Here is a 25794-nt window from a genome sequence, read left to right on the forward strand (position 1 = left end):
CCCAAATAAGTGACGCTGTAACTCTGATTTTAAGTTTTCATTACATGAAATCGTTTGCTTTTAATGAAAAAGCTAGCAATTTTGTATAGGAGAACTAGAGCTAATCGACTGTTTTTAAGAATAAAACTAAAATAAGAGGCCCAATTTTGCTGAATTCATTCATTTTCATTGAATTGCATTGGAAAACAGTAAATAATATTGACCCGTTTACACGGGGCTTTTTTCTTTCGGAGGCACAATGCTTTACCGTCTAGCCAGAACTGGCTTTTTCCAACTTGATGCCGAAAAGGCACATGATCTTGCAATCAAAAACTTCCAACGCTTTAACGGCACTCCTCTCGATCTTTTCTATCGTCAACAATTACCAAATCGTCCAGTAGAATGCATGGGACTTACATTCCGTAACCCAGTCGGTCTTGCTGCAGGTTTGGACAAAAACGGCGAATGTATCGAAGCGTTTGACGCTATGGGCTTTGGTTTTGTCGAAGTTGGTACTGTTACACCTCGTCCACAGGCTGGTAACGACAAGCCTCGCTTGTTTCGCCTAGTTGAAGCGGAAGGTATCATCAACCGTATGGGCTTTAACAACCTAGGTGTGGATCATCTGGTTGAGAATGTGAAAAAGGCAAAATACAACTGCGTTCTTGGTATCAATATTGGTAAGAATAAAGACACACCAATTGAGAACGGGGCAGAGGACTACCTGATTTGTATGGAAAAAGTGTACGAGTACGCCGGTTACATCGCCGTGAACATTTCGTCACCAAATACACCAGGACTTCGTTCCCTTCAGTACGGTGAAGCGCTAGATGAACTGCTATCTGAACTCAAAGCGAAACAAGCTGAACTTGCAGAGAAACACGGTAAGTACGTACCACTTGCGCTAAAAATTGCACCGGATTTGAGCGATGACGAAATCAGCCAGATTTGTGAGTCTCTAATTAAGAACAATATCGACGGCGTAATTGCGACAAACACAACGTTGGATCGTACAGTCGTTGAAGGTATGAAACATGCAAATGAAGCGGGTGGTCTAAGTGGACGTCCGGTTCAATCTCGTTCAACAGAGGTTGTTCGTAAACTTCACCAAGAACTTGGCGATAAGCTTCCGATCATTGGTGTCGGTGGTGTTGACTCTTACGTTGCTGCGAAAGAGAAAATGATGGCTGGCGCTCAACTTGTTCAAGTTTATACAGGTTTCATCTACCACGGCCCAGGTCTCGTACGCGATATTGTTAAAAATCTATAAGAACAATCGCTAAATCGTTGAGAAATCGACGCTTGTTACTAAAAAAAGAGGAATTCGTTTCCTCTTTTTTTTGTCCGTTCGTTTGTAAAATTTAAAAATCATGAGTAGGTAATTAAGCGTCTTACCTCTTATTACTGTTTAACTAGTCACAAGAGAACGGAATAATGCTTAAACCCAGCGACAAATGGAATTGGTATTTTGACGAGCAGAAAGCTTGCCTAATGCTGGATTTAGGGGAGGAGATGATTTTCCAAACCAATCTATGCCGTAAGCTGTTGGTCAATTGTGCCTTCTCAGACAATGAATTCACCGTTGATGACGCAAGCGCGTTCCAAACGTACAACGAACGAATCCGTTGTCTCGACATCAACGAATACCGTCAAGCCGAACTTACGCTTTATTGCGTAGCCGCGAAACGCTTTCACAAGCCAGTCCAGCCTAAGAGCTGGTTCTTCGATGCCCAATGTGATGGACATGAGCCAGAAGAAGGGGACATGGTCTTCCTAACAAACCGATATTCAGAAGGTGTGTTCGTCGTCCTAGAGCCTGGTGAAACATCAAGCCTGTGTGCTTATGTTGGACAGGAAGAATTCCTGCTAGACGGCAACAAAACGCTCCAGTTTGGACAACCGATTAAAGTAATGCATGATCGCATGGTGTGTGCTAATCACTTATTCATGATGGCACCGATGGCGATGGTGGGTTAGTTTCCTTTTGATTTTTTCTTTATTTTCGTTCCTTTGTTTGCATTAATCGACCGCATTAGGTCGATTTTTTTTGCCTAAAATTTTTCCAAATCTCTCCTAGTACAAACCCCAAACTCACTCTTAGGTGAGGGGATTTCATATCTCATATATGAAGCAGCTCACTTTTATTCCAATTTTTTCACTTTAGCTTTTCCTTAAATTAGGCAACAAGACGATTAATATTTCATCCTTTATTCCCCTATATGTAGTTTTTGTAAGTTAATTACACACCTAAAACCACTTTGGTATATACCAATTTAATGGTGAATAAGTATTTACTTTCACCACAGGCCGCATTTTTACGATAAGGTGATAAGGAGACGTATTCTGTTTATGAAGGTGATGTGATCTGACTTTCAGTTGGTGAGATTGGTGACTGTTTGCGCTAATAAAGCGAAAAAGCCTTTAAAAACGAGGCATTGATCGTAAAGTCAGGTATAATCAAAGCCATTTTTTATCGACGAAAGAACACTATGAATCAATATCTCGCGGTAACTTCAAACGGCATGGAAAACTTGCTTGCAGAAGAGCTGACTAAACTAGGCATTGAAAACGCCAAGCCAGTACAGGCAGGCGTTAAATTTAAGGCGACGAATGAACAAATTTACCGTTGCTGTTTGTGGAGCCGTTTGGCGTCTCGATTTGTACGTGTTTTATCGGAGTTTACCTGTAACGACGACATGGACCTTTACCTGTCAACGTCTGCAATCAACTGGGTAAACCAATTCCATAGCTCAAAGCGCTTTGTGGTTGACTTTAACGGTACTAACCGCGAAATCCGCAACAGCCAATATGGTGCAATGAAAGTAAAAGATGGCATCGTAGACTGCTTTGAGAAGAAGGGACTTCCTCGTCCAAACATCAGCAAAGAACGTCCCGATATCCGTGTTCACGTTCGTCTACACAAAGACAAAGCGATTCTTGGTGTGGACATGGTGGGTAGTGGTCTTCATCAACGTGGCTACCGTCCAGAATCAGGTCGAGCTCCGCTGCGTGAAACACTAGCTGCAGCTATCGTAATGCGTTGTGGCTGGGATGGTTCACAACCACTTCTAGACCCAATGTGTGGTTCTGGTACGTTGTTGATTGAAGCGGCAATGATGGCAGCGAACATGGCTCCTGGCGTTAAACGCAAACAGTGGGGCTTTGAAGCACTAGAAGACTTTGAACCAGAACTTTGGGCTGAGATTAAATCAGAAGCAAATGTACAGGCTCGACGCGGCGTCAAAAAAGTTGACGCTAAGTTTTTCGGCTTCGATAACGACCCGAAAGTACTGAAGGTTGCTCAAGACAATGCTCGTAGAGCTGGTGTTGAAGAGTTGATTACTTTTGCACAAGGTGACGCGGCAACCATCACTCGTCCGGCTGGCTTCGAAGCAGGCGTTATCGTTTCTAACCCTCCTTATGGTGAGCGTCTTGGTACTGAGCCTGGTTTGATTGCGCTATACACTGCATTTGGTGGCCAGCTAAAAGCTGAGTTTGGCGGTTGTAAAGCGTCTATCTTCTCTAGTTCAGACGAGCTACTAAGCTGTCTTCGTATGCGTGCAGACAAACAGTTCAAATTGAATAACGGTGCGTTACCGTGTCACCAAAAGAACTACAGCATTGCAGAGCGCAGCGCTGATGAAGTGAAAGGCGCGGACACTAATGTTCAGATCGCACCTGACTTTTCAAACCGTTTGAAGAAAAATATCGGCAAGATTGGCAAGTGGGCGCGTAAAGAGAAGCTAGACTGTTACCGTATCTACGATGCGGACCTTCCAGAATACAACGTGGCTATCGACGTTTATGGCGATCAAATCGTGATTCAGGAATACGCGGCACCTAAGAATATTCCTGAAGAAAAAGCTAAGCGTCGTTTGACGGACATTATCCGTGCAACGATTCAGGTAACGGGCGTAGAAGCGAACAAAGTTGTACTTAAAGTTCGTGAGAAGCAGAAAGGCCGTAGTCAGTACCAAAAACTAGGTCAAGTTTCAGAGACGCTTGAAGTGAACGAGTATGGCGTGAAACTGATCGTAAACCTGCATGACTACCTAGACACGGGCTTGTTCTTGGATCATAAGATCACTCGTCGTCGCCTTGGTGAAATGGCTCAGGGAAAAGATTTCCTTAACTTGTTTGCTTACACTGGTAGTGCGACAGTGCACGCTGCAGTTGGTGGTGCGCGTTCTACAACCACGGTAGACATGTCTAACACTTACCTGAACTGGGCGAAAGACAACATGCAGCTAAATGGCTGCGTGGGTCGCCAGCATCGTTTTGAGCAAGCTGACTGTCTACAGTGGCTTGAGAACGCAAAAGGTGAATACGATCTTATCTTTATTGATCCACCGACATTCTCTAACTCTAAGCGAATGGAAACGTCGTTCGACGTGCAACGCGACCACATTAAGCTAATGACAAACCTTAAGCGCCTGTTGCGTGCCGGCGGTACGATTGTTTTCTCGAACAACAAACGTCACTTCAAGATGGACGAAGCAGGGCTTGCAGAACTGGGCTTAAAAGCGCAGAACATTTCTTCTCAAACTCTGCCATTGGATTTCTCTCGTAACAAACAGATTCACAACTGCTGGCTGGTTACGCACGCAGAATAGAGACGGAACAGTAAAAGGATGTTGAACGTGCTAACACTTTACAGCACAGAAGGATGCCATCTCTGTGAGGTGGCGTTTGACCTCGTTGGTCAGATTGGTCTCGCCGAACAAACTCACATCGTCGACATAGCGTTCGACGATGTTCTCTTTTCTCGTTACGGCGTCACGATTCCCGTATTAAAATATCAAGACTCTGAGTTGAACTGGCCGTTTGACTTAGAACAACTCACACATTGGTTGGATAATAATGGCATTACTTACCATTCATAACGCGCAACTTGCATTTGGTGATCACCCATTGCTAGATAAAGCGGAGTTCGCTCTTCAAGAAAACGAACGCGTTTGTTTAGTTGGTCGTAACGGTGCAGGTAAGTCCACGTTAATGAAAGTGCTTGCCGGCGACATTTTGTTGGACGATGGCAAGATTCAAATCACTCAAGACGTAGTTGTTTCCCGACTAGAACAAGATCCACCGCGCAATCAAGAGGGTACGGTTTACGAATACGTATCCGGTGGTTTGGCTGAAATCGGTGAACAGCTAAAGATCTACCACGATCTTCTCGATCTTGTCGCTCAGGACCCAAGTGAAAAGAACATCAATCGACTTGCTAAGATTCAAGAACAGCTGGATCACCTTAATGCTTGGCGCTTTGATGACCGTGTTAAGAACGTACTTGGGGCGCTAAAGCTAAGCCCGGAAACCAAACTGACGGACTTATCGGGTGGTTGGCAACGCAAAGCCGCTTTGGCTCGTGCTCTTGTCTGTGACCCTGATGTATTGCTTCTTGATGAGCCTACTAACCACCTCGATGTGACCACCATCGAATGGTTAGAGAACTTCCTAAAAGATTTCAAAGGTTCCATCATCTTTATTTCTCACGATCGTGCGTTCATCAAGTCGATGGCAACACGTATCGTTGACTTAGATCGCGGTCAATTGGCTTCTTTCCCTGGTAACTATGACCAATACTTGAATGACAAAGAAGAGATGCTTCGTGTTGAAGAGATGCAAAATGCAGAGTTCGACAAAAAGCTAGCTCAGGAAGAAGTATGGATTCGTCAGGGTATTAAAGCGCGTCGTACACGTAACGAAGGTCGCGTTCGTGCTCTTAAAAAGCTTCGCGAAGAACGTCGTGACCGCCGTGAAGTTCAAGGTAAAGTTAATCTTAATATCGATGATGCATCGCGTTCAGGCAAGATCGTCTTTGAAGCTGAGAACGTCTCTTTTGCTTTTGAAGGCAAAAAGATCGTGGATGACTTCAGCTTCAACATCATGCGCGGTGATCGAATCGCTCTGATTGGCCCTAACGGCTGTGGTAAAAGTACGGTTCTCAAGTTGCTACTAGGCCAGTTAGAGACACAAGGTGGTCGTCTACATTGCGGTACAAAACTTGAAGTGGCTTACTTCGACCAGTACCGTGAAATCCTCGATCCTGAAAAAACGGTTATCGATAACCTAGCGGATGGTAAGCAAGAAGTGATGGTTGGCGGTCGTCAGCGTCATGCATTGAGCTACCTGCAAGATTTCTTGTTCGCACCAAAACGTGCTCGTACGCCAGTAAAAGCGTTATCAGGCGGTGAAAAAAACCGTTTGTTGTTGGCTCGTATCTTGTTGAAACCTAACAACTTGCTTATTCTGGACGAACCAACCAACGATTTGGACATCGAAACGTTGGAACTTTTAGAAGAAATGCTTGCCAATTATCAGGGTACGTTACTGTTAGTGAGCCACGACCGTGAGTTTGTAGATAACACAGTAACGACCAGTTGGATTTTTGAAGGTAACGGCGTAATTGAAGAGTTCGTTGGTGGTTATCACGATGCAAAACAGCAGCGTGATCAAGTTCTTGCTTCGCGTGGTCAGGTTGAAAAAGCAGCGAAGAAAGAGAAAGTGGTTGAGGAAACTCCCAAAACTACGCAACCTAAGAACAATTCGAAGAAGTTATCGTATAAGCTGCAAAGAGAATTAGAGGCTCTTCCAGCTAAACTAGAACAATTAGAGTCGGATATTGAGACTCTGCAAGAACAAGTGAATGACCCAGAGTTCTTCACTAAATCTGTAGAACAGACTCAACCGGTATTGGAACAGCTCGCTGCTGTAGAGCAGGAGTTGGAAATCGCGTTCGAGAGATGGGAAGAACTCGAAGCAATGCAACAGGACAGTTAAGAATTCCATGAATTGTAGTAATAAATTCAAACTAACCGCCGTCGCGATGATGGTTGGTACAGCAATGAATGCCAATGCAGCATTGTATCAGGTGGTTGAAGTAGAGCCAGAATCAAATGGTGACATCGTTAATTACGAAACTGCCTACGGCGTTGCTATCCAGCAAGGTGATGTTCAGGATGTAAGCACTGGTTCACCGTTTGTCCATGGTTGTTTTGATTCAGCAGCAGGATGTACAACGGAACAATTCAAATTGGCACTGGAAACTCGTACAACACCAATTTCAGCAGGCGAAGCTGTAGATGGTGTGAGTTACCGTGAAGAAGTGCCTTTTGCAATGGACTCCGGTTTTTATTATGTGCAAGAGTACGACGATTTTGAGCGCTACTGTTACAACGAGCGTCGTTACTCAACATGTGAATCTTGGGCGTCTATTCATTGGCAACCTTGGGGTAAAGAGCTAGGTAAAGACTTTACAACAAACGCACTCGCATTTGTCGAGAATGACCCAAGTGCTTATGAAAACAAGTACAATAATATTATCAATAGCCTAACCGAAGACGGCCAACCAGTTGGTAATCAAAGTGTCGTAAGCGATACAGATTCTGCTGAATTAGAAACAAGAAATACGGTTGTTGCTCCAGTGCCTCCAACGATTGTTCCAAGCAGCGAAGAGGCGGTTGTTGTCGGGAGCCGAGCATGGCGCACCGATGGGACATTTACAGTAGGCAGTATTTCTGAACAAGCATCAAACGATAACGGCACACACCACACTTCAAAAGCTGCGATTTGGGATGCAACTGGCACGGTAAGTCAGGTTGATTGGCAGAGCGGCGCGGCAAAAGATGGTGAACGTTTAGCTCAAGGTAGCATGCGTGGTGTCGTTGAAGATGGGACAACCGTCTATGGTGTTGGTTACAACACCTATAAAGATGACAATTACATGAATGCGACAGTTTTTGTTGGCAGCTTGAAGACGGAAGGTTCAGTCGCAGGAGTTACTTGGGAAAATAAACAAGTTAATGGCGCACAACAACGCATCGATGGCGACACTGTTCATAGTAACTCTCGTTTAACGGATGTGAACTCTAACTTTGTTGCAATCGGTGAAGCGAAGCGTTCTGGCGCTTACCTAATGCCAACAGGTTCTGCGCCAAACCGTTTGTTTATCGTAGACGATGTCACTGCAGATTCTGTTAGTGCGTTCTACCCAACAACCGACATCTTCTTTAGTGGTGCAGGCGGTCATATGGGCGCTATCAACTCTTACAATGAGATTGTTGGTCAACTAGATGCCGAGACTACCCGTGAAGAAGAAGGTAAGCCTCGTCGCAAACGCGGCTTTATTTACCCTTATACTAAAACAGGTGAAGAGGTGAGCCAGCGTGCGACAGACTTGTTTGAAGGTAAACCATGGTTCTTGGATAACCTAACGAACGGTGGTGATTATTCAGCGGACAACAACGCATTCCGTATCATCAATGCTACAGACATCAATGATGCTGGCGTTATCTCGGCAACCGCGATGAAGTGTGAAGGCGGCTATAAGAGCACACAACATAACGCGTCGTGTGATGGGACAGAGAAAATCGTTGCAGTCAAGCTTATGCCTATCGCTGGTGCGACTTCTGCAGATATTCAGCAGCGAAGCGTTGAAGAGGAATCTGCCGAACGTCAAGGTGCCGGTCTTGGTTGGTTGGCTTTGACCATGCTGGGCTTCTTCGGGTTCCGTAGAAAATAGTCAGTAATTTTTAAATCAAGCAGAGGCTCACAGAAATGAGCCTCTGCTTTTTTTATGCCTTGAGAAAATGCGTAATTTGATCGATTCTTGTAAGTGGAGTCATAAAAACTCCACTAAAGTTTCACAAAAACAGTAGTACGTTTGTAAATGGACCTGTATGAGGAATTAACTATGAAGAGACAAAAGCGTGATCGCCTAGAACGAGCTCAATCTCAAGGCTACAAAGCTGGGTTGAATGGAAGGTCTCAAGAGGCCTGTCCGTATCAACAGATTGACGCTCGGTCGTATTGGTTAGGTGGTTGGCGTGATGCCAGAGATGAAAAACAATCTGGTCTCTACAAATAAACTCTCCACATACAAACAGAAGGATTTGAAAAGGCTCGTTAAGAGCCTTTTCTGCATTTGTAAGTAGCTATACCCAAGTGACTTCAAGATGCAGGATTCAGAGCGTTGTCATTGATTCGAGGTCAAGGAAAACAACGCAGCGTAATAGCCAGCTCTTTCCAAGTTGTTTGACGCAGAAGTCGAGTCAATGACACGCTCCCAAAGGGCGAGCTGTCTTGGCTTGTATACTTTGTTGTCGATTCTTGATTTAGACCCACTAGATCTTTAAATCGCCGCCGCGTCTACAAACCAAGTCATTCTCGCTGAACCTAGCATCTCGAGGTTACTTGGGTATATACAAAACTAAAAAAGGCCCCTTTGAAAGGAGCCTTCTTGAATACTTCAGAGTAGGAGATTAGAAGCTTGAGGTGTCTTGGAACAAGCCTACTTTTAGATCTTTTGCTACGTAGATTTCTTTGCCGTCGACACATACACGGCCATCAGCTAGACCCATTACCAATTTACGGTTAACAACACGCTTCATGTGGATCTCGTAAGTCACTTTTTTAGCTGTTGGTAGGATTTGACCCGTAAACTTCACTTCGCCAACACCTAGAGCGCGTCCTTTGCCTTTACCGCCAACCCAGCCTAGGAAGAAGCCAACAAGTTGCCACATTGCATCAAGGCCAAGACAGCCAGGCATTACTGGGTCACCAGGGAAGTGACAATCAAAGAACCAAAGATCTGGAGTAATGTCCAATTCTGCTAGGATCAAACCTTTACCGAAATCACCTTCAGTCTCAGACATTTTTGTGATGCGGTCCATCATCAACATGTTTGGTGCTGGTAGCTGAGGGCCTTGTGGCCATAGTTCGCCTTGGCTAGAAGCTAGAAGATCTTCACGGGTGTATGAATCACGTTTGTTTTGCATTATCAATTACTCCAATTTTTGATAGCTGCATCTTAGTGAACACGTGTACGCTAAACAACTCCGATCAGTACTAGACAAACCAGTTTTTGATGCGCTCCACAATTCCTTCTGGATGCTCGTGTCTTTCAAAGTTTTCAATACGTTCGGCTATCTTACCGATAATGCTGTCGTCTTCACCTCGGAATGGTTTGGACATCAGAAGAGGAATCGCTTCATCAACAGTAGAAACAGACCAAATGTGGAACTCACCATTCTTAATGCTTTCTATGACATCTTTATGTAATGCAAGGTGCTTTAGGTTAGTTTTCGGCATAATCACGCCTTGCTCACCTGTGAAACCTTGATGCTTACACACTTGGTAAAAACCTTCGATCTTTTCATTCAAGCCACCGACGGCTTGCACACGACCAAATTGGTCTACAGCGCCTGTCACTGCGATCTGCTGATTAACGGGAGATTCAGACAGGGCACTTACCAAACAGCAAAGCTCCGCTAAAGAGGCGCTATCTCCATCTACTTCACTGTATGATTGCTCAAAAACAATTGACGCAGAGTAAGGTAGAGGCTCATCCAGGTTCAGAGCAGAGCTTACAAACGCTTGCATGATCATCATACCTTTAGCGTGCAGGTTGCCACCAAGCTCCGCTTTACGCTCAACATCTGAGATATCACCATCACCGAAGTGAATAACACAAGAAATACGCGCAGGTTCACCATAAGAGACCGGATGTCCAGCCATGTCAATAACAGTAAGACCGTTAATTTGGCCTACTTGTTCGCCAGTCGTTTCAATGATCACTTGTCCATCAAGAATGTCATCAACTGCACGCTGTGGTAGGTACGACTCGCGGTAATATTTATCATCAATAGCCTGATCAATATCGTCGAATTCGATAACCGATGAGTTTGAATATTGGCTAGCAAGGCCTAATAGCTGGTTGTGCCACATGACACCGAGCGGTAGATAGTGTTGATCTTCTGTGTAACGCATCCCTGCAAGAATTAATCTTCTGAACGCTTCATTGCTCAATGCAGGATGCTGGTACTCCTGGCAAATCCAGTTTACCAAACTAATGTAATTCCTCAGGTTTTCTTGAGATAGGTGGATATCTTCTTCAACCTCTGTATACATCGTCAGACCTGCAGAGAAGTCTTCATCGACATACTCGATTTCAGCCAACTGGTTTCGGTCACCGGTAATGATCAGTTTTACATTGTATTCTTGCGGCGCAAAAGGCGATGAAGCAATTCGATTTGGAGTAAGATTAATTGGAGCAAAGCTTCCACCTTGAACCGCAGCTTTGATGTTTGGCCAGCGCGCAGCATTCGCAAGCACCAAGTTCGCAGGAATAACAAGATAGCCGCCATGTGCTTTGGAAAGTAAGCCAGATTCAAACGTCGCTTGACCATCTTGGTTCACACTGTAGCGATCAAACAGCTCTTTAGCATCGAGTGACTCTGTTGCAACAACAGGTGCTGAGGTTTTAGCCTCCAACACTTCGCTAATGAAACCTCGGTAAATCGCATTATCAGTGCAATTCACTAATAAAATGCGAGTTAATCCTTGTACACGCGTAAATCGCTCAGTGGTTGCTTCAAGCCTCGGCTGAAGGTCAATGAAAGGCTTTGCTGGGAGAGAAGTGGCGTTGCGTAAAATCTCTTCGTACTGTTCAAAAGAAGGGGTGACATCTTGCCAGTTAACTTGGTTCATTCAAATTCATCTTAATTTAGTCTTAGGGGCATTATAGCGAAACGGCGATCAACACCCTAGCGACAATTTGACCAATCCAAAAATTCTGCAAATTCAGTTGATTAAACCTTCGACAAATGAGTGATCAACATCGATACTTTTAGGAGTTTTAATTGCCGAACCTGCACAGTTGGGTTACGCTGTCACCATACGTGCATTGAGGGTCAGAAGGATGAAATATCAGCAGCTTGAAAATTTAGAATGTGGTTGGAAATGGAAGTATCTCATTAAAAAGTGGAAAGATGGTGAAGCCGTTACTCGATACATCGATACAAGCGAAGCCGATGCTGCGATTGCTGAACTTCGTAAACTCGAGCATGAACCTACTCAAGTTCTTGCTTGGATTGAGAACCACATGTCAGAAGAGCTTGATAACAAGCTGAAACAAGCGATCCGTGCAAAGCGTAAACGTCACTTCAATGCGGAGCAAGTCCACACAAAGAAAAAATCCATAGATCTTGACTATCGAGTGTGGGAAAAGCTTTCTAACAGAGCAAACGAGCTAGGTTGCACACTATCCGATGCCATTGAGTATTTGCTGTCAGAAGCATCTCGAAGCGAGAAAGCGAGCATGAAGGTATCATCGTTGAAAGAAGACTTGAGTAAATTGTTGTCCAGCTAAGGAGAATCATATGCTTTACGTAATATTGATTGCTGCTGTTGTCATTTTTTGGCTTATCGCTGTAGATAGACCGGTCCTAAAAGTTAAGTTCGAAAAAGGGCACATATCGAAAGTGAAAGGTCATATACCACCTTCTTTTAAACACAACCTGCAAGACATCGCCGAGCATGCTCCTTTCGATGGTGAGATGAAAGTCTACAATCAACGTACTGGGATGCGTTTAGCTTTCTCCAAAGAAGTGCCGAAAAAAGTTCAACAACGCATTAGGAACGTTTTTCCTCATCAAGGTTTTAAGTCAACCAAAGGCAAAAAACGCGCTTAAGCAAACTATCAATTACTTATTCGTGTTAGACGGGACGCATTAATTGCGTCCCGTTTTTATTTCAATAAAGTCAGTGTTTTAGAGTTTCACTTTTACGAAATCGAAAGGGAACTTCATTGCGATACACTGTCACGTTTTTGTATTTATTATTTGGGATTTCTGTTGCTACAGCTGATGATTCTGAGACGAATCCCGTGGCGAAAAAAATTAAAGCGGAGTTACAGAAGAAAACTGATAGAGAATTTGATGGTTACCATGGGTATTGTGACCTGATGATTGAAATGGAACACAAAGGTAAAAGTGCAAAGATCAAGAGGGTAAAAAGCAGTGGTGATAAACGCGTATGCCAGTTCACCAAATCAAATGTGAAAATTGGCAAACGTTATCGCTATAAATTCTCTGAAAAGTACATACGACTACACATAACAACGGGCAACTAGTATTCACTAATCATATTTCGATAATTTGAATATATTTATAAGTGGAATTAATATCACATTCCATTTACTGCTTTGGTGTTTATAGATACACTGCTGACGGAAAAGTAAAATAACGTTAGGAATATCAGTTTGTTGCTCACGCAAAAAAAATATACACAAGAAGCAATGGACATCGCAGCCAAAGTATCGAAAGAAGTCGAACTTAGACATGCAAAATGGCTAGCTAGTATGAACCACCAAGTGGATCAGTCGCAAGTGGATAAACTCCTCAGTTTACAGGGGCGTTACTGTGACGACGTGATCTTTAGTGAAGAAGACAGAATCACGCGCAACCAAAGAATACTTCTCATATGTGAACAAGAGCGAGTAAAAGAAAAACGCCAAATCGTGGAAGACAAACAGAAAACACTTCAAAAAGTCATCAGCGATGTATCGAAAGTCGCCGATCGAATGTTAATGAAGAAGCTTGAAACACTTCCAATTGATAGATTATCGAGCAATATACCCCCGTTTGAACTGTTCGCATCGTTTGCTTATTCTCCATCACTCAGCTTTTCAAAACTGACAGGCTTGGCCGGCGATAGCCACCAACTAAGCTCAACGATTATTGATCTGATTGAAAACACTAGACTGCGTGAGCGAGGAAGTGCAGCTAGAACCAGCTCAGATGTAAGAGTTGCGATTAGTCGTCTTGGAATTGAAAATTGCCGCAAGCTATTCCCAGTCTTAATGGCACGACCAATAATGAGGTGGTCAGACAGTAATACTAAGATCCTGACTCCCAAGTTTTGGCAACAACTGGTTTTGAGTGCCAACGTTACCAAAATGCGATTGGAATCGGCAGGTGTAAAAGATTCTGATTGTGGTGTTCTAATTGGAACACTTCGTAGCCTAGGAAGCATCGTGCTGATTAATCATTTCACAGACACTTTCGAAGATGCTCTTATTGAAGTCATGCTGAACTATAGAAAGATGAACAGAAAAGATGAGTATTATGCTTGTGCCGACGTTCGACCTAATTCAGCGTTCTTACCTAAAGTTATTGTTGATATGGAAGCTGCGGTCACTAAACGACTTATGGAAAGCTTTAACTGGCCGAAAAGTGCAGAGCATATTAAAGTTGCCATTCTAGAAGACTTAGAAAACAAACCGATCTTAGAACGCAGCATCTATGGAGCAGCATTAGCACAGGCTAGGGCGTATGCAATATACGACAGCTTATCGAGAAGCGAAGTGTTCGCAGAAAAACACAAACCATTTTGGTTTGCTAACGTTCAGATCTCAGGAGAAGCGCTATCATCCATTAGAATGAGCGCTCCAGGCAAGATGACTCTTATGATATAGAAGAGTTACGATGTCACAAAACTTCAAGCGACCAAGTCTGGTCGCTTTTTTTATTGCTCTGGAAAAAGGTTAAATCGTCAGTTCGGAAACTAGTAATAGTTTCTGTTATGAACATCTAGAGCTATAGTGACAGCGTAACATTGAAGTTATGAGGCAGTATGGTGAGAGCCATCAATTTGAATGAGTTCGCCTAAACAATCACGTCGGTAGCGAGGTTGGTAAACTCGGGGCTTGCGTTTAGAGTGTGGGACCCAAAGTCCGTCGGCGATCATCCATTGACGTAGAGTCTCTTTAGATACAGCGATGTTGTGTTGCTCTGAGAGTTTTTCTAGAGCGAGCGTTGGTGAGAAATCAGAATAATACTTGTGAATGATCTTAAGTATTTCAACTTTAAAATCTTCAGAGTAACGTCGGTTACTTGGACGACCACGAGCTGCGTGCGCGAGGCTTTGAGCTCCTAAAGTGGAGAGTCGATTGAGTAAACGCCGGATATGACGAACAGACACATTTAAAATAACTGCAGCATCAACTTGACGTAATCGCTTTTCACGGACGTCAGACAGAACCTTAAATCGATAAATATCTTTTTCACTCATCGTAATCAACATCGGTTAAAGCCTCAAAAGCAAACAATGTTGTTAATCTTAGGAGGACATTTTAAAGTGGCTAAAACCGGACATTACTAAATTGCTCTAACACCCTTAGTGCGCATTATATGTGTTATGTTAAATGGTATGTCGACGTACGCCAAATCTTCTTTAGATTGGTCTCCTATCCCTCTCAGATTTTAAAATACGGCGCTTTTTGACAGTATCATTAAACATAATGGTGATTTACCATAAAATACTTAATATAGATCTTAATAATCTTACGATTGTTAAGATCTATATTAACGCGCTACGCGGTTTTTCAACTAACGATTGAATTGCTTCGTAGATCTCTTGTCGTCGAACTGGTTTTGAAACAAAACCGTCCATGCCGGCTTTCATGCATGTAGTCTTGTCACTTTCCAGTGCGTGAGCTGTTAACGCGATGATTGGAATATTAATGCCTTTCTGTCTGATTAGCCTCGTCGCTGTTATCCCATCCATAATTGGCATTGAGACGTCCATCAAAATGATGTCGATGTTTTGCCTTTGCTCTTCAAGAAATGCTATTGCTTCTGCGCCGTGGCTAGCAATAAAAACATTATGTCCTAACTTGTTTAAGATTAGTTTAATTACAAGTTGATTAGATTCGGTATCTTCTACAACAAGAAGGTTCACTGCTTTTGATGGATGATTGGGCTCTATCTTTACCGGTCTATCTTGATTATTTCTCGTTAACACAGGTATCTTAATTTCAAAGTGTGAGCCAACATTCTCTTCACTTTTAACGCTGATTGTTCCTCGCATCATTTCAACCAAATGTTTGGTGATAGCAAGTCCAAGGCCTGTACCTCCAAATCTTCGCGTAATCGAGCTATCTCCTTGATGGAAAGCAGTAAAAAGATGTCCGATTTTTGATTTAGGGATTCCAATTCCGGTATCCACCACTGAGATGACAAGCTCACCGTCACGCTCAATAACCGAGACATTGATGCCACCAAAATCAGTGAATTTGCTGGCGTTCCCAATTAAATTGAAAAGTACTTGAGACAATCGAGTCGAATCGATCCAATATTGCTTGTTATTATCCAAGTTACATTGGTATTCAAAACTCAGATTTTTACTTGTAGCTACCTGTTTTTGTTGGGAAATGACCAAAGTTACCGCGTCACGTAAGTTTGTCCATTGTTCGCTTAGACGAAAGCTTCCCGACTCTATTTTGGACAAATCGAGGATATCGCTAATTATCGCTAATAACAGATCTGCTGAGCACTCCATTTGATTCAAAACTTCAGATTGGCTTTCTGTTAACGTCGACTGTCTTAATATGTCGAGCATACCCAAAACCGAGTTTAAAGGGGTTCGAATCTCATGACTCATCATAGCGAGAAATTCAGATTTTGATTGGTTAGCGCGTTCTGCTTCTTCTCTTGCTTTAGCAAGTTGCGAAGTACGCACCTCTACGATACGTTGTAACTTTTCTTTCGTTTCAATATCGATTACCGCTCTTTCTATCAAAGGTCGAAACCGCCTGAGGGTTTCTTTGTTTTCGATACTAAAGTGCCCTTTTTGTGCGCCAACAAGTATGATGATAGTTTGCGTAACTTCAGAGCGAATACCAGTTAAAAGCATGGAACTTACCTGACTTTTAATAAAGGAGTTAAGCCCCTCAAACTCCTTTAACCGCATTGGTTCAAATAGCAAAATACATTCACCATTGAGCGCCCTCTCCGATGCGTTACCCGGTAACCAACTAGCTCTATCAAAGACGCTATTTGTCGATAGAAGTGTTTTGAAGTTTTGTTGATTGCAGTCACGTGTAATGACGATGAAGTCATCAAAGTCGATGTATTTCTTTAGAACGCTGTTGAGGCCGGAAAAAATTTCGTGGCGATTACGAGCCTCACTTATAGCAGAAATAGCTGATAAGATTGCTTTGTTTTCGTCAGCTAAGAGCTTCTCTCGCTGCCTTGCCTCTTTTAGTTCGACAAGTGCCTCTTGTAACGCTTCTTGTTGGTAAATCTCTAAATATTTATCTTTCATAAGGTTTATGGAAAATTGCCGATGAAATCATCAAGTTTCCATGTCCATTTTCGCCACCTATAAATCTTCCTTGCTCACCAAAAGTAAACGGGCAAATAAAAGGTAGGTTCTCTAATTCCTGGTTAATTTGTTCACAAACACTGTTTATGTCCTGCTTTAAGTGCAGCATAGGACCAGCACAAAAGATATTGATTACCCCTATTTTTCGAGACTCTTCTAACTTTTGATTAAATGCTGCGTTCACTACTCTTGCAGCTCTTGCGACAAGATGCTGCCGACTTCCCTGCATCAACGTCAACGATTCACCTTCTTGGATACTTGTAAAGAGCTCGATACCACCTTGTTTGGTCTCTCTTATTGGATGTGAGAGTTTGTAGTAAGGTCTCTCGTAAAGATGCCCCGCGATTCTCCCCAATGGATAAGCACTGGAGTTGGTAAATAGAAAGCTTTCTTTGTCGGATTGTGTCTCTTGGTGATTAGTCCACTCACGGTAGACATCGAGAGCGGGTTTATTATCTATCTCGAGTAAGATGCGATCTTTCGTTTTCGTCGCAATACCTGTTATCCCCGTTGGTGAATGCCCAGCACTAAAAGCGATATCAACGGGCTGTGATGAGTAAAATAGCGTCAGGCTAACACCGTTTTGCTGAGCATCTTGAGAAGTAATAATCGACCAGTTACCTTCGATGTTATTATCCGCAGCCGACCCTCCAATGATAGGGACTAGCGTCCCAAACCTTTCATCAATACATTCAATGATGGTTTCTTCATGGCCAGGGGTTGCGTGTAAAAGGATGAGATTCGGCACCTCTCCTATTCTATCTGCATGCACCAATGCCATGTTTAATGCAGCATCTACACTCGCTTCAACATTTGCTCCAAAAGTTGAGATACCCGTACCATATGCGTGCTGGCCCGAATCATAAATCGCGAGTATCGCAATCACCGGCCCTTGGTGATAACCATGATTTGTCATTATCGCTTGGCAGGAGCTAGCACCGTGAACGGTTGTCTCGGGAAACAGCTCAACAAAAGCGCTTTGGATTACTCTGAAATCGTACTCTTCGGTGTAATAACAGACGATATGCGACAGGTTATCCTCTGTCAGCTCAGAGCGAAATCGTTTGATAGCTAAATATTCGTCGGTAATATGAGTAAATAATGATTGGCACTGCATACGATTTTATTATTGGTTATCACTTTACTGTTATACCACTGCGACAATTTAGTGCTAAGCATGACGGTATTAATTGCATAAGAAGATGTAATTATCTCGTGTCAGATCTGATTTATAAATGAACTTGGACAATGTTTTCGTTTAATTTGAAATTAATTGTCTTCTTCTGAGAAATACTATTCCAATCGATGTCACGAAATTCATCATCGATATTAATAAAATCACCCGTTTGATTTAGATCAATTTTCAGACTGTCTGTTTTTGAGCTTTCGATCGAAAACCCTTTCGAAGTCTTATTTATGATTATTTTCTCAGCACCAATTGTTACATCACATCGTTGTTTTTGTGAACAATCTACCTCTCTGTTCGTCTCGTAAGTAAAGGTGCGCCAGAAAAAGGCACCAATTAAAAGACTGAGCATGATTAAGATTTGTGCAAGTCGTGCCTTTGTTAACTTTTGTGCGGCCATAATTCCTAATATCCTTGTTACAAACTTCAAACTTTTTAAATAAAAAATGATTTCCAGAGGCCTTGTAAGGTTACTACTCTGTCATTGAATTGTTAATTCAAGTATAGTGTCACGCTGAAAATGCCACTTTTTATTAAAGTCAGCAATGGAAATAAAGTGATGATAACACTTGAATTCTAGAGTTTACTTGGGTGGTGTTACGACGCAAGTCGTGTTGGAAGTAAAGTGTAGTTAATTAGAAATTGGAAGCATGCAAATGAGCCAAGTAAAGCAGCTTGAACAAAACTACAACTATACAGTCGTTCGCCAATTTACCCTTGTGACCATTTTATGGGGCATAGTTGGTATGGCTGTTGGTGTTTTGATTGCCGCTCAGTTAGTTTGGCCACAGCTAAACTTTGATACGCCGTGGTTGACGTACAGTCGTTTACGTCCATTGCATACTAATGCGGTAATTTTTGCGTTTGGTACCAGTGCTCTGTTCGCAACATCCTATTATGTTGTTCAGCGCACCTGTCAAACTCGTCTTTTTGGTGGCCCACTCGTTGCCTTCACCTTTTGGGGTTGGCAAGCAATTATACTAGCCGCAGCAATCACCCTACCATTAGGTTTTACCTCTGGTAAGGAGTACGCTGAGTTAGAATGGCCTATTGATATCGCTATCGCGATTGTATGGGTATCATACGCGGTCGTGTTCTTTGGAACATTGGTCAAACGTAATACCTCTCACATCTATGTGGCTAACTGGTTCTTCGGTGCCTTTATCCTCACAGTAGCAGTACTTCACATCGTGAACAGCATGGCTATCCCTGTGTCACTTGGTAAATCTTACTCGATTTACTCAGGCGCGGTGGATGCGATGGTTCAATGGTGGTATGGACACAACGCGGTAGGTTTCCTACTGACCGCTGGTTTCCTAGGTATGATGTACTACTTCGTCCCTAAACAAGCTGAACGTCCTGTTTATTCTTACCGTTTATCTATCGTTCACTTCTGGGCACTTATCTCTCTATATATCTGGGCTGGCCCTCACCACCTGCATTACACAGCACTGCCTGACTGGACTCAGTCTCTTGGTATGGTGATGTCTTTGGTTCTATTTGCTCCATCTTGGGGTGGTATGATCAACGGTATTATGACGCTGTCTGGCGCATGGCATAAGCTTCGCTACGACCCTATCCTACGTTTCCTAATCGTTTCATTGTCTTTCTACGGTATGTCTACTTTCGAAGGTCCAATGATGTCTATTAAGACAGTAAACGCGCTATCGCACTACACAGACTGGACCATTGGTCACGTTCACTCTGGTGCATTAGGTTGGGTTGCAATGGTTTCCATTGGTTCTGTATACCACCTTGTCCCTCGACTGTTCGGTCAAGAGCGTATGTACTCAGTTCGCCTAATCAATGTTCACTTCTGGTTGGCAACTATCGGTACCGTTCTTTACATCGTAGCGATGTGGATCTCAGGTGTAATGCAAGGCCTAATGTGGCGTGCAGTTAACTCTGACGGCACACTGACTTACAGCTTTGTTGAATCTGTAGAAGCATCATATCCGTTCTACTTCGTACGTTTCTTAGGTGGTTTCATCTTCCTATCAGGTATGTTCCTAATGGCATACAACACGTACAAGACGGTAACTGCACCTAAAGAAAGCTTAAAAGCTATCCCTCAACCGGCATAAGGAGATTAAAGAATGAGTAATAATTCGAATAATCGCCACGAAATCCTAGAACGTAATGTCGGTTTGTTGGCTATTTTCATCGTCTTTGCAATCAGCTGGGGTGCGCTTGTAGAAATCACTCCTCTGATTTTCCAGAAGCAAACGACTGAGCCTGTAGAGAATCTACGTGCTTACACTCCTCTGGAAATGGAAGGTCGTGACATCTACATCCGTGAAGGTTGTAACGTTTGTCACAGCCAGATGATTCGTCCTTTCCGCTCTGAAACAGAGCGCTACGGTCACTACTCTGTTGCTGGTGAAAGTGTTTGGGAGCACCCATTCCTATGGGGTTCTAAGCGTACTGGCCCAGATTTGGCACGCGTAGGCGGACGTTACTCTGACGAATGGCATCGCGTTCACCTTATTGACCCGCGTGAGCTAGTACCAGAATCAAACATGCCTGGTTTCCCTTGGCTTGAAGAGAACGTGCTAGACGGCAAGCTGACACAGAAGAAACTAGAAATCTTCCGTGACCAGTTCGGTGTCCCTTATGAGGATGAAGAAATCGCGAATGCGGCTAAAGAAGTAGAAGGTAAAACAGAGATGGATGCAATCATCGCTTACCTTCAGTCTCTTGGTCATGCAATGAAGTAAGGGGGTCATATGGATTTCGGTACAATTCATAGTATTTATACCGTTGTACTCTTCGCTAGTTTTATTGGCATCGTATGGTGGGCATTTGGTAAGAAGCGTAAAGCTCGCTTTGAAGAAGATGCTAACTTGGTGTTTGCTGACGAAGAACAAACGACCCCAAATAACCAAGGAGTGAAGAAGTAATGACTACATTCTGGAGTCTCTGGATTATCGTGATTACTGTCGGTACGCTAGTAGGCTGTGCGATCCTCCTGACTTGGTGCGCTAAAGACAAAATGGGCGTCGAGGAAGGGGAAGACATGGGCCACGAGTACGATGGTATTCGCGAGCTTAACAACCCTCTACCGAAATGGTGGACATACTTATTTGTGAGCACATTTGTGTTTGCAGCTGTATATCTGACTCTGTTTCCAGGACTAGGCAGCTTTAAAGGTGTCCTAAACTGGCAAAGTTCAGATCAAACTGTGCGTACGTTGGAAGAATCAAAAGAAGCCATCGCACGAGCACAGGAAAACAAACAGCTTAACCAATACGCTAAAGAGCTAGATGACGCAGACGCTTACTTCGGTGAAGCATTCCGTGCACTTGCTCATAACGCAGATGGTCTACGCCCTATCCCTGAGATTGCGCAAGATCCTGAAGCAATCAAAGTCGGTCAACGTTTGTTCCTGCAGAACTGTTCGCAATGTCACGGTTCTGATGCTCGCGGTCAGAAAGGCTTCCCTAACCTAACTGACGATGCATGGCTATACGGCGGTGAGCCAGCAGCTATCGTTACAACTATTATGCAAGGTCGTATCGGCCAGATGCCTGCGTGGAAAGATGCACTTGGCGAACAAGGCGTTCAAGAAGTCGTAAGCTACACACTAAGCCTATCTGGTCGTAAAGTGAACGCACGTGAAGCAGAGGCTGGTAAAGCTCGCTTTGTCGTGTGTGCAGCTTGTCACGGCACTGACGGTAAAGGTAACCCTGCTGTAGGCGCACCTGACCTAACTGACCAAGACTGGTTATTCGGCGATTCACGCGCTGCAGTAACAGAAACAGTTATGAACGGTCGCTCTGGTGTGATGCCAGCTTGGAAGGACATTCTGGGCGAAGACAAAGTTCAACTTGTCGCGGCATACGTCTGGAGTTTAAGCAACTCTGACAATAAGTAACATTTCAATAACAGCCCCTTTCATAGGGGCTGTCTTTCCTTTAAATTTAAAGCCTTACATTTTTTCATTTAGCTGTTGAGAACTTTTTTATGGTAAAGCCTTGGTATAAACAATTTTGGCCGTGGTTCCTGATCATCCTGCCTCTAACTGTTGTGGTATGGACAATCGTTACAGTGGTCGTATTCGCCAACAACTCTGTTTCTTTGGTCGCCGAGGATTACTATAAAAAAGGCAAAGGTATCAACATCGACATCAGTAAAATGAATGTCGCTCGAGACCTTGGTCTTAACGCTACCGTTTCGTCAGATGACAACACCGTTGTTATCGCTTTCAATAAAGGCGAATTACCGCACTTCCCTGCACTAACTGCGACGTTCACGCACCGTACGTTGCCAGACCGTGATTTCACAAAGCTTCTTACCGCTGATGCAAAAGGTAACTATCGCTTAACGCCTGAAGACTCGATTCAAGGACCATGGTTCGTTGAGCTTGAGCCACACAACAAAGAATGGATGATTCAAGGTCGAGTTGAATTCCCTGCGCAACCAACAACATTAATGAAGTAAGTCTATGTGTAAATCCTGTTATCACTGTGGTGAAGATGTACCAGCCAACACGGATTTCAAAGTAGAAATATTGGGTGAAATTCGCGACATGTGTTGTCCGGGCTGTGAAACCGTGGCTCAAACGATTGTCGATAGTGGTCTTGTCTCCTATTACCAATACCGAACTGCGCCAGCAGAAAAAGCAGACCTAGTTCCAGAGCAACTCCAAGCCCTCATTCATTATGATAACGAGGACGTTCAGTCAGAGTTTGTTCGTAACCATGAGAACACTTCTGAAGTCACGCTCTCATTGGAGGGCGTCTCGTGTGCCGCTTGTGCGTGGTTAATTGAGAAACAAGTCTCTGGTGTCAAAGGTTTGATCTCCATTCGTGTCAATACCACCACGAACCGAGCTTTACTTGCGTGGGATAAAACACAAGTGCGTTTGAGTGAATTACTTTCAGTGATTCACAAACTTGGATACAAAGCCGCACCTTTTGAAGCTGACAAGCAAGAAGCCGCCTACCACCATACAATGAAACAATACCTGTATCGTTTGGGTATCGCGGGGCTTGCAACCATGCAAGTAATGATGCTTGCAGTAGCATTGTATTTAGAAGTCTTTGGCGATTTAGAGCCAGAGTTTAAAAACTACTTCCGCTGGGTGAGCTTAATTTTTGCAACCCCTGTGCTCCTATATTCTGCGCTCCCTTTCTATCTCAATGCATGGCGGAGCATTAAAGGGCGTACCCTTGGGATGGACGTTCCTGTATCCATTGCACTCATATTTGCTTATGTGGCGAGCTTAGTTGCAACGGTGACTGAACAAGGCGAAGTGTTCTTCGAATCGATCTCGATGTTTACCTTCTTCTTGTTAGTCGGTCGATTCTTAGAGATGCGTGCTCGCCGCAAAGCAGCAGCAGCTAGTGGCAACCTTCTCAAGTTAATCCCAGCGATTGCGACGACGCTAGACGGTGAACAAATCCCGGTAAGAACCTTAAAGGTTGGTGATCGCATTCGTGTCCTTCCTGGTGAACATATACCGGCAGATGGCAAAGTGATTTCCGGTCGTATCCATATCGATGAATCTATGCTGACCGGCGAGTCCGTGCACGTGGTTAAGAAAGCCGGAGATGCCGTTTACGCAGGTACATTAAATGGTGAGGAGTCTTTCGAGCTAGAAGTAACGAACTCGAAAGCAGACTCGATGATTTCGAATATAGTCCGTCTTCAAGATGAAGCACAGCACTCCAAACCAAAAATTGCTGAGATTGCAGACGTAGTCGCGCGCTATTTCGTTGGTGCGATTCTAATTATTTCTGCAGGAACTTGGTTTTACTGGCATCAAACTAAACCTGATGATGCGTTCTGGATTATGTTGTCTGTTCTAGTCGCAACCTGCCCATGTGCTCTATCCTTGGCAACCCCAACCGCGCTAACTTGTGCTACTTCTCGTATGGGCAACTTTGGTATTTTGCTGCGTAAAGGTCATGTATTCGAAACGCTATGTAAGATTAATCATCTTGTCGTGGATAAGACAGGCACCCTGACTAAAGGCGACATAGAAATTAGTCAAACCCAGACCTTCGCTGACTTCAATGAAACTGAAGTACTTGCGATTGCATCGGCACTTGAAGCACACGCAAACCACCCGATTGCTCGCGCATTCTCAGGGTTTGGTCAAGAAGACGTTACCGTCAGTGATGTTCAAAATATCATTGGCTCCGGTATCCAAGGTATTTGGAATACCAAGACAGTAAAAATCGGTAGTGCAAGCTTCGTTGTTGGTGAAAATCGCGATGAAGGTAACGCCGTATACCTTTCTGTCGATAATGAACATGTCGCAACCTTCTACTATCGCGATCCAATTCGTAAAGAAAGTAAAGCATTTATTCAACGCTTTGCAGACGCTGGTATCAAAACAACCTTGTTGACAGGCGATTCACTGCGAAATGCACAGCCTGTTGCGGATGAAATGGGTATAGACCATGTGATCGCATCGGCAAAACCAGAAGACAAACTCGCGTATCTTAAAGGGCTAGATCAAGACGACATCACTATGATGGTTGGTGATGGTATCAACGATGCACCAACGCTGGCTGGGGCACACCTGTCTGTCGCGATGGGCGGTGGTACGGATGTTGCGAAAGCATCAGCAGATATGACGCTTCTAGGCGATAATTTAGAGAAATTATTAGAGGCAAGATTGCTTGCAATACGTACAAGAAAGATAATCCGAGAAAACTTGGCTTGGTCTTTGGGCTACAACCTGTTAATTTTGCCGCTGGCAGTTACAGGCTTAGTCGCACCATATGTTGCAGTAGTGGGTATGTCGGCAAGTTCTATCATCGTTGTATCCAACTCGTTGCGACTGCTTAAAGAGAAGTAAGTGAGAGATCAAACATGGAAAGTCTATACATATTAATCCCTATCGCCATTGTATTGGTCTGTGTTGCCGTTGCTATCTTCCTTTGGGCTGTTCGTAGTGATCAGTTTGAAGATCTAGAGCGACAAGGACACAACATTCTTCTTGATGAAGACGAAAAACCAAATAACAAAAAACAATAGCGTTTCTTTATGAGCCCAGACTTTATTGGTGCATTTATGATCGGCCTCGTTGGGGCTGGTCATTGCATGGGAATGTGTGGCGGCATCGCCTCTCTCCTTTCCATGGGCGCACCGAACAACAAACCTTCTTCCTCTATTCCTCTTTTCTATAACTTTGGCAGACTGGCAAGCTACGCTTTAATTGGCGCAATGGTTGGAGGTGCGGTATCAGGCCTTTCAGAGTTAAGCGGTCTTACCCAGTCTCTTGCGTGGCTTCGATTTGTCGCTGCACTTTTCATGATCTTAGTTGCACTCTACATTGCTAAATGGTGGCAAGGACTGCTCATTGTTGAAAAAGCGGGCCAGTATATCTGGAAGTTTATTTCCCCAGCAGGACAACGCCTACTTCCCTTGAAGCACCCCTCCCATGCATTCCCATTTGGTTTTGTTTGGGGTTGGCTGCCATGCGGATTGGTCTACTCAGCGCTCACTTGGTCTGCTGTTTCGGGCAGTGCATTGAATGGCGGATTAATCATGCTAGCATTTGGGCTGGGAACTCTACCTTCGATGCTCGCGATTGGGTATGGCGCAAGGCATTTTCAGAACCTGCAAAAATCGTTAATATTTAGAAACATCTCAGCATTAATTCTAATAAGCTATGGCATGTATACTGCCGCCGGAGCAATGAAAATGCTCGGTTTCATATAGTATGAAAGTCG

Annotated in this window: 24 protein-coding genes and 1 pseudogene; 19 read left to right on the forward strand and 6 right to left on the reverse strand. The window is 43.8% G+C overall.

Annotated elements, in window-relative coordinates; genetic code table 11:
• The first annotated feature begins 238 nt into the window (after positions 1 to 238).
• The 7 genes from pyrD (at position 239) to rmf (ending at position 8845) form a co-directional block, all read left to right on the forward strand.
• Positions 239 to 1249 carry a quinone-dependent dihydroorotate dehydrogenase gene (gene pyrD, locus KHO06_RS09505; protein ID WP_045452335.1) on the forward strand — a complete coding sequence of 337 codons (1011 nt, stop codon included), beginning with the start codon at positions 239 to 241 and terminating at the stop codon, positions 1247 to 1249.
• A gap of 164 nt (positions 1250 to 1413) precedes the next feature.
• Positions 1414 to 1956, forward strand: coding sequence for a cell division protein ZapC (locus tag KHO06_RS09510; RefSeq protein WP_005426674.1), 543 nt, complete (start codon positions 1414 to 1416; stop codon positions 1954 to 1956).
• A gap of 512 nt (positions 1957 to 2468) precedes the next feature.
• The gene (gene rlmKL, locus KHO06_RS09515; RefSeq protein ID WP_038890262.1) at positions 2469 to 4592 is read left to right on the forward strand and encodes a bifunctional 23S rRNA (guanine(2069)-N(7))-methyltransferase RlmK/23S rRNA (guanine(2445)-N(2))-methyltransferase RlmL; all 2124 of its coding nucleotides are present in this window, start codon (positions 2469 to 2471) and stop codon (positions 4590 to 4592) included.
• 18 nt (positions 4593 to 4610) lie between these two features.
• On the forward strand, positions 4611 to 4862 hold the full coding sequence (locus tag KHO06_RS09520) for a glutaredoxin family protein (protein WP_212581429.1): 252 nt from the start codon (positions 4611 to 4613) through the stop codon (positions 4860 to 4862).
• Entirely contained in the window at positions 4840 to 6759 is a 1920-nt protein-coding gene (locus KHO06_RS09525; protein WP_143692478.1) for an ABC transporter ATP-binding protein, read from the forward strand. Before KHO06_RS09520 ends, KHO06_RS09525 begins: the two co-directional genes overlap by 23 nt.
• 7 nt (positions 6760 to 6766) lie before the next feature.
• Positions 6767 to 8500 carry a DUF3466 family protein gene (locus tag KHO06_RS09530; protein ID WP_212581430.1) on the forward strand — a complete coding sequence of 578 codons (1734 nt, stop codon included), beginning with the start codon at positions 6767 to 6769 and terminating at the stop codon, positions 8498 to 8500.
• 171 nt (positions 8501 to 8671) lie between these two features.
• On the forward strand, positions 8672 to 8845 hold the full coding sequence (gene rmf, locus KHO06_RS09535) for a ribosome modulation factor (RefSeq protein WP_005532367.1): 174 nt from the start codon (positions 8672 to 8674) through the stop codon (positions 8843 to 8845).
• A 394-nt stretch (positions 8846 to 9239) separates the two neighbouring features.
• Here rmf and fabA read toward each other — a convergent pair whose 3' ends face one another.
• Both fabA and KHO06_RS09545 read right to left on the reverse strand, forming a co-directional pair.
• Entirely contained in the window at positions 9240 to 9755 is a 516-nt protein-coding gene (gene fabA / locus KHO06_RS09540; RefSeq protein ID WP_010647877.1) for a bifunctional 3-hydroxydecanoyl-ACP dehydratase/trans-2-decenoyl-ACP isomerase, read from the reverse strand.
• A gap of 70 nt (positions 9756 to 9825) precedes the next feature.
• Complete coding sequence (locus tag KHO06_RS09545) at positions 9826 to 11466, reverse strand: Lon protease family protein (RefSeq protein WP_047479524.1); 1641 nt, start codon at positions 11464 to 11466, stop codon at positions 9826 to 9828.
• Between the two features lie 211 nt (positions 11467 to 11677).
• Here KHO06_RS09545 and matP point away from each other — a divergent pair, with 211 nt between their 5' ends.
• The 4 genes from matP to KHO06_RS09565 all read left to right on the forward strand — a co-directional run bounded on the left by matP (position 11678) and on the right by KHO06_RS09565 (position 14233).
• Entirely contained in the window at positions 11678 to 12127 is a 450-nt protein-coding gene (gene matP, locus KHO06_RS09550) for a macrodomain Ter protein MatP (RefSeq protein ID WP_005429851.1), read from the forward strand.
• Positions 12128 to 12137: 10 nt separating this feature from the next.
• Positions 12138 to 12449 (forward strand): DUF3634 family protein, encoded by a 312-nt coding sequence (locus tag KHO06_RS09555; RefSeq protein WP_005429845.1) that lies wholly within the window; start codon positions 12138 to 12140, stop codon positions 12447 to 12449.
• Between the two features lie 116 nt (positions 12450 to 12565).
• On the forward strand, positions 12566 to 12889 hold the full coding sequence (locus KHO06_RS09560) for a hypothetical protein (RefSeq protein ID WP_038890259.1): 324 nt from the start codon (positions 12566 to 12568) through the stop codon (positions 12887 to 12889).
• A gap of 129 nt (positions 12890 to 13018) precedes the next feature.
• Complete coding sequence (locus tag KHO06_RS09565; protein WP_212581431.1) at positions 13019 to 14233, forward strand: HDOD domain-containing protein; 1215 nt, start codon at positions 13019 to 13021, stop codon at positions 14231 to 14233.
• Between the two features lie 158 nt (positions 14234 to 14391).
• On the opposite strand, the pseudogene KHO06_RS09570 reads toward KHO06_RS09565, so the two are convergent.
• The 4 genes and pseudogenes from KHO06_RS09570 to KHO06_RS09585 all read right to left on the reverse strand — a co-directional run.
• Positions 14392 to 14829 (reverse strand): annotated as a pseudogene (locus KHO06_RS09570) (helix-turn-helix domain-containing protein); the annotation flags it as partial.
• Between the two features lie 288 nt (positions 14830 to 15117).
• Positions 15118 to 16863: a response regulator gene (locus KHO06_RS09575; protein WP_212581432.1), complete on the reverse strand. Its 1746-nt coding sequence runs from the start codon at positions 16861 to 16863 to the stop codon at positions 15118 to 15120.
• Positions 16853 to 18040 carry an FIST N-terminal domain-containing protein gene (locus tag KHO06_RS09580; protein WP_045418781.1) on the reverse strand — a complete coding sequence of 396 codons (1188 nt, stop codon included), beginning with the start codon at positions 18038 to 18040 and terminating at the stop codon, positions 16853 to 16855. Before KHO06_RS09580 ends, KHO06_RS09575 begins: the two co-directional genes overlap by 11 nt.
• Positions 18041 to 18152: 112 nt before the next feature.
• Entirely contained in the window at positions 18153 to 18509 is a 357-nt protein-coding gene (locus KHO06_RS09585) for a hypothetical protein (RefSeq protein ID WP_212581433.1), read from the reverse strand.
• A gap of 256 nt (positions 18510 to 18765) precedes the next feature.
• Here KHO06_RS09585 and ccoN point away from each other — a divergent pair, with 256 nt between their 5' ends.
• The 8 genes from ccoN to KHO06_RS09625 all read left to right on the forward strand — a co-directional run bounded on the left by ccoN (position 18766) and on the right by KHO06_RS09625 (position 25783).
• Positions 18766 to 20193, forward strand: coding sequence for a cytochrome-c oxidase, cbb3-type subunit I (ccoN, locus tag KHO06_RS09590; RefSeq protein ID WP_212581434.1), 1428 nt, complete (start codon positions 18766 to 18768; stop codon positions 20191 to 20193).
• 12 nt (positions 20194 to 20205) lie between these two features.
• Entirely contained in the window at positions 20206 to 20826 is a 621-nt protein-coding gene (gene ccoO / locus KHO06_RS09595; protein ID WP_005429861.1) for a cytochrome-c oxidase, cbb3-type subunit II, read from the forward strand.
• Between the two features lie 9 nt (positions 20827 to 20835).
• On the forward strand, positions 20836 to 21009 hold the full coding sequence (locus KHO06_RS09600) for a CcoQ/FixQ family Cbb3-type cytochrome c oxidase assembly chaperone (RefSeq protein WP_005429887.1): 174 nt from the start codon (positions 20836 to 20838) through the stop codon (positions 21007 to 21009).
• Positions 21009 to 21983 (forward strand): cytochrome-c oxidase, cbb3-type subunit III, encoded by a 975-nt coding sequence (gene ccoP / locus KHO06_RS09605; RefSeq protein WP_005429865.1) that lies wholly within the window; start codon positions 21009 to 21011, stop codon positions 21981 to 21983. Before KHO06_RS09600 ends, ccoP begins: the two co-directional genes overlap by 1 nt.
• A gap of 89 nt (positions 21984 to 22072) precedes the next feature.
• The gene (locus tag KHO06_RS09610) at positions 22073 to 22549 is read left to right on the forward strand and encodes a FixH family protein (RefSeq protein WP_045374067.1); all 477 of its coding nucleotides are present in this window, start codon (positions 22073 to 22075) and stop codon (positions 22547 to 22549) included.
• 4 nt (positions 22550 to 22553) lie between these two features.
• Positions 22554 to 24917, forward strand: a complete 2364-nt coding sequence (locus KHO06_RS09615; RefSeq protein ID WP_050909222.1) for a heavy metal translocating P-type ATPase metal-binding domain-containing protein — start codon at positions 22554 to 22556, stop codon at positions 24915 to 24917.
• Between the two features lie 14 nt (positions 24918 to 24931).
• Positions 24932 to 25096 (forward strand): cbb3-type cytochrome oxidase assembly protein CcoS, encoded by a 165-nt coding sequence (gene ccoS, locus KHO06_RS09620; protein ID WP_005429857.1) that lies wholly within the window; start codon positions 24932 to 24934, stop codon positions 25094 to 25096.
• Positions 25097 to 25105: 9 nt separating this feature from the next.
• Positions 25106 to 25783 carry a sulfite exporter TauE/SafE family protein gene (locus KHO06_RS09625; protein ID WP_212581435.1) on the forward strand — a complete coding sequence of 226 codons (678 nt, stop codon included), beginning with the start codon at positions 25106 to 25108 and terminating at the stop codon, positions 25781 to 25783.
• The last annotated feature ends 11 nt before the right edge of the window (positions 25784 to 25794 follow it).

The sequence above is a fragment of the Vibrio sp. B1FIG11 genome (assembly GCF_905175335.1).
Classification (GTDB): domain Bacteria; phylum Pseudomonadota; class Gammaproteobacteria; order Enterobacterales; family Vibrionaceae; genus Vibrio; species Vibrio campbellii.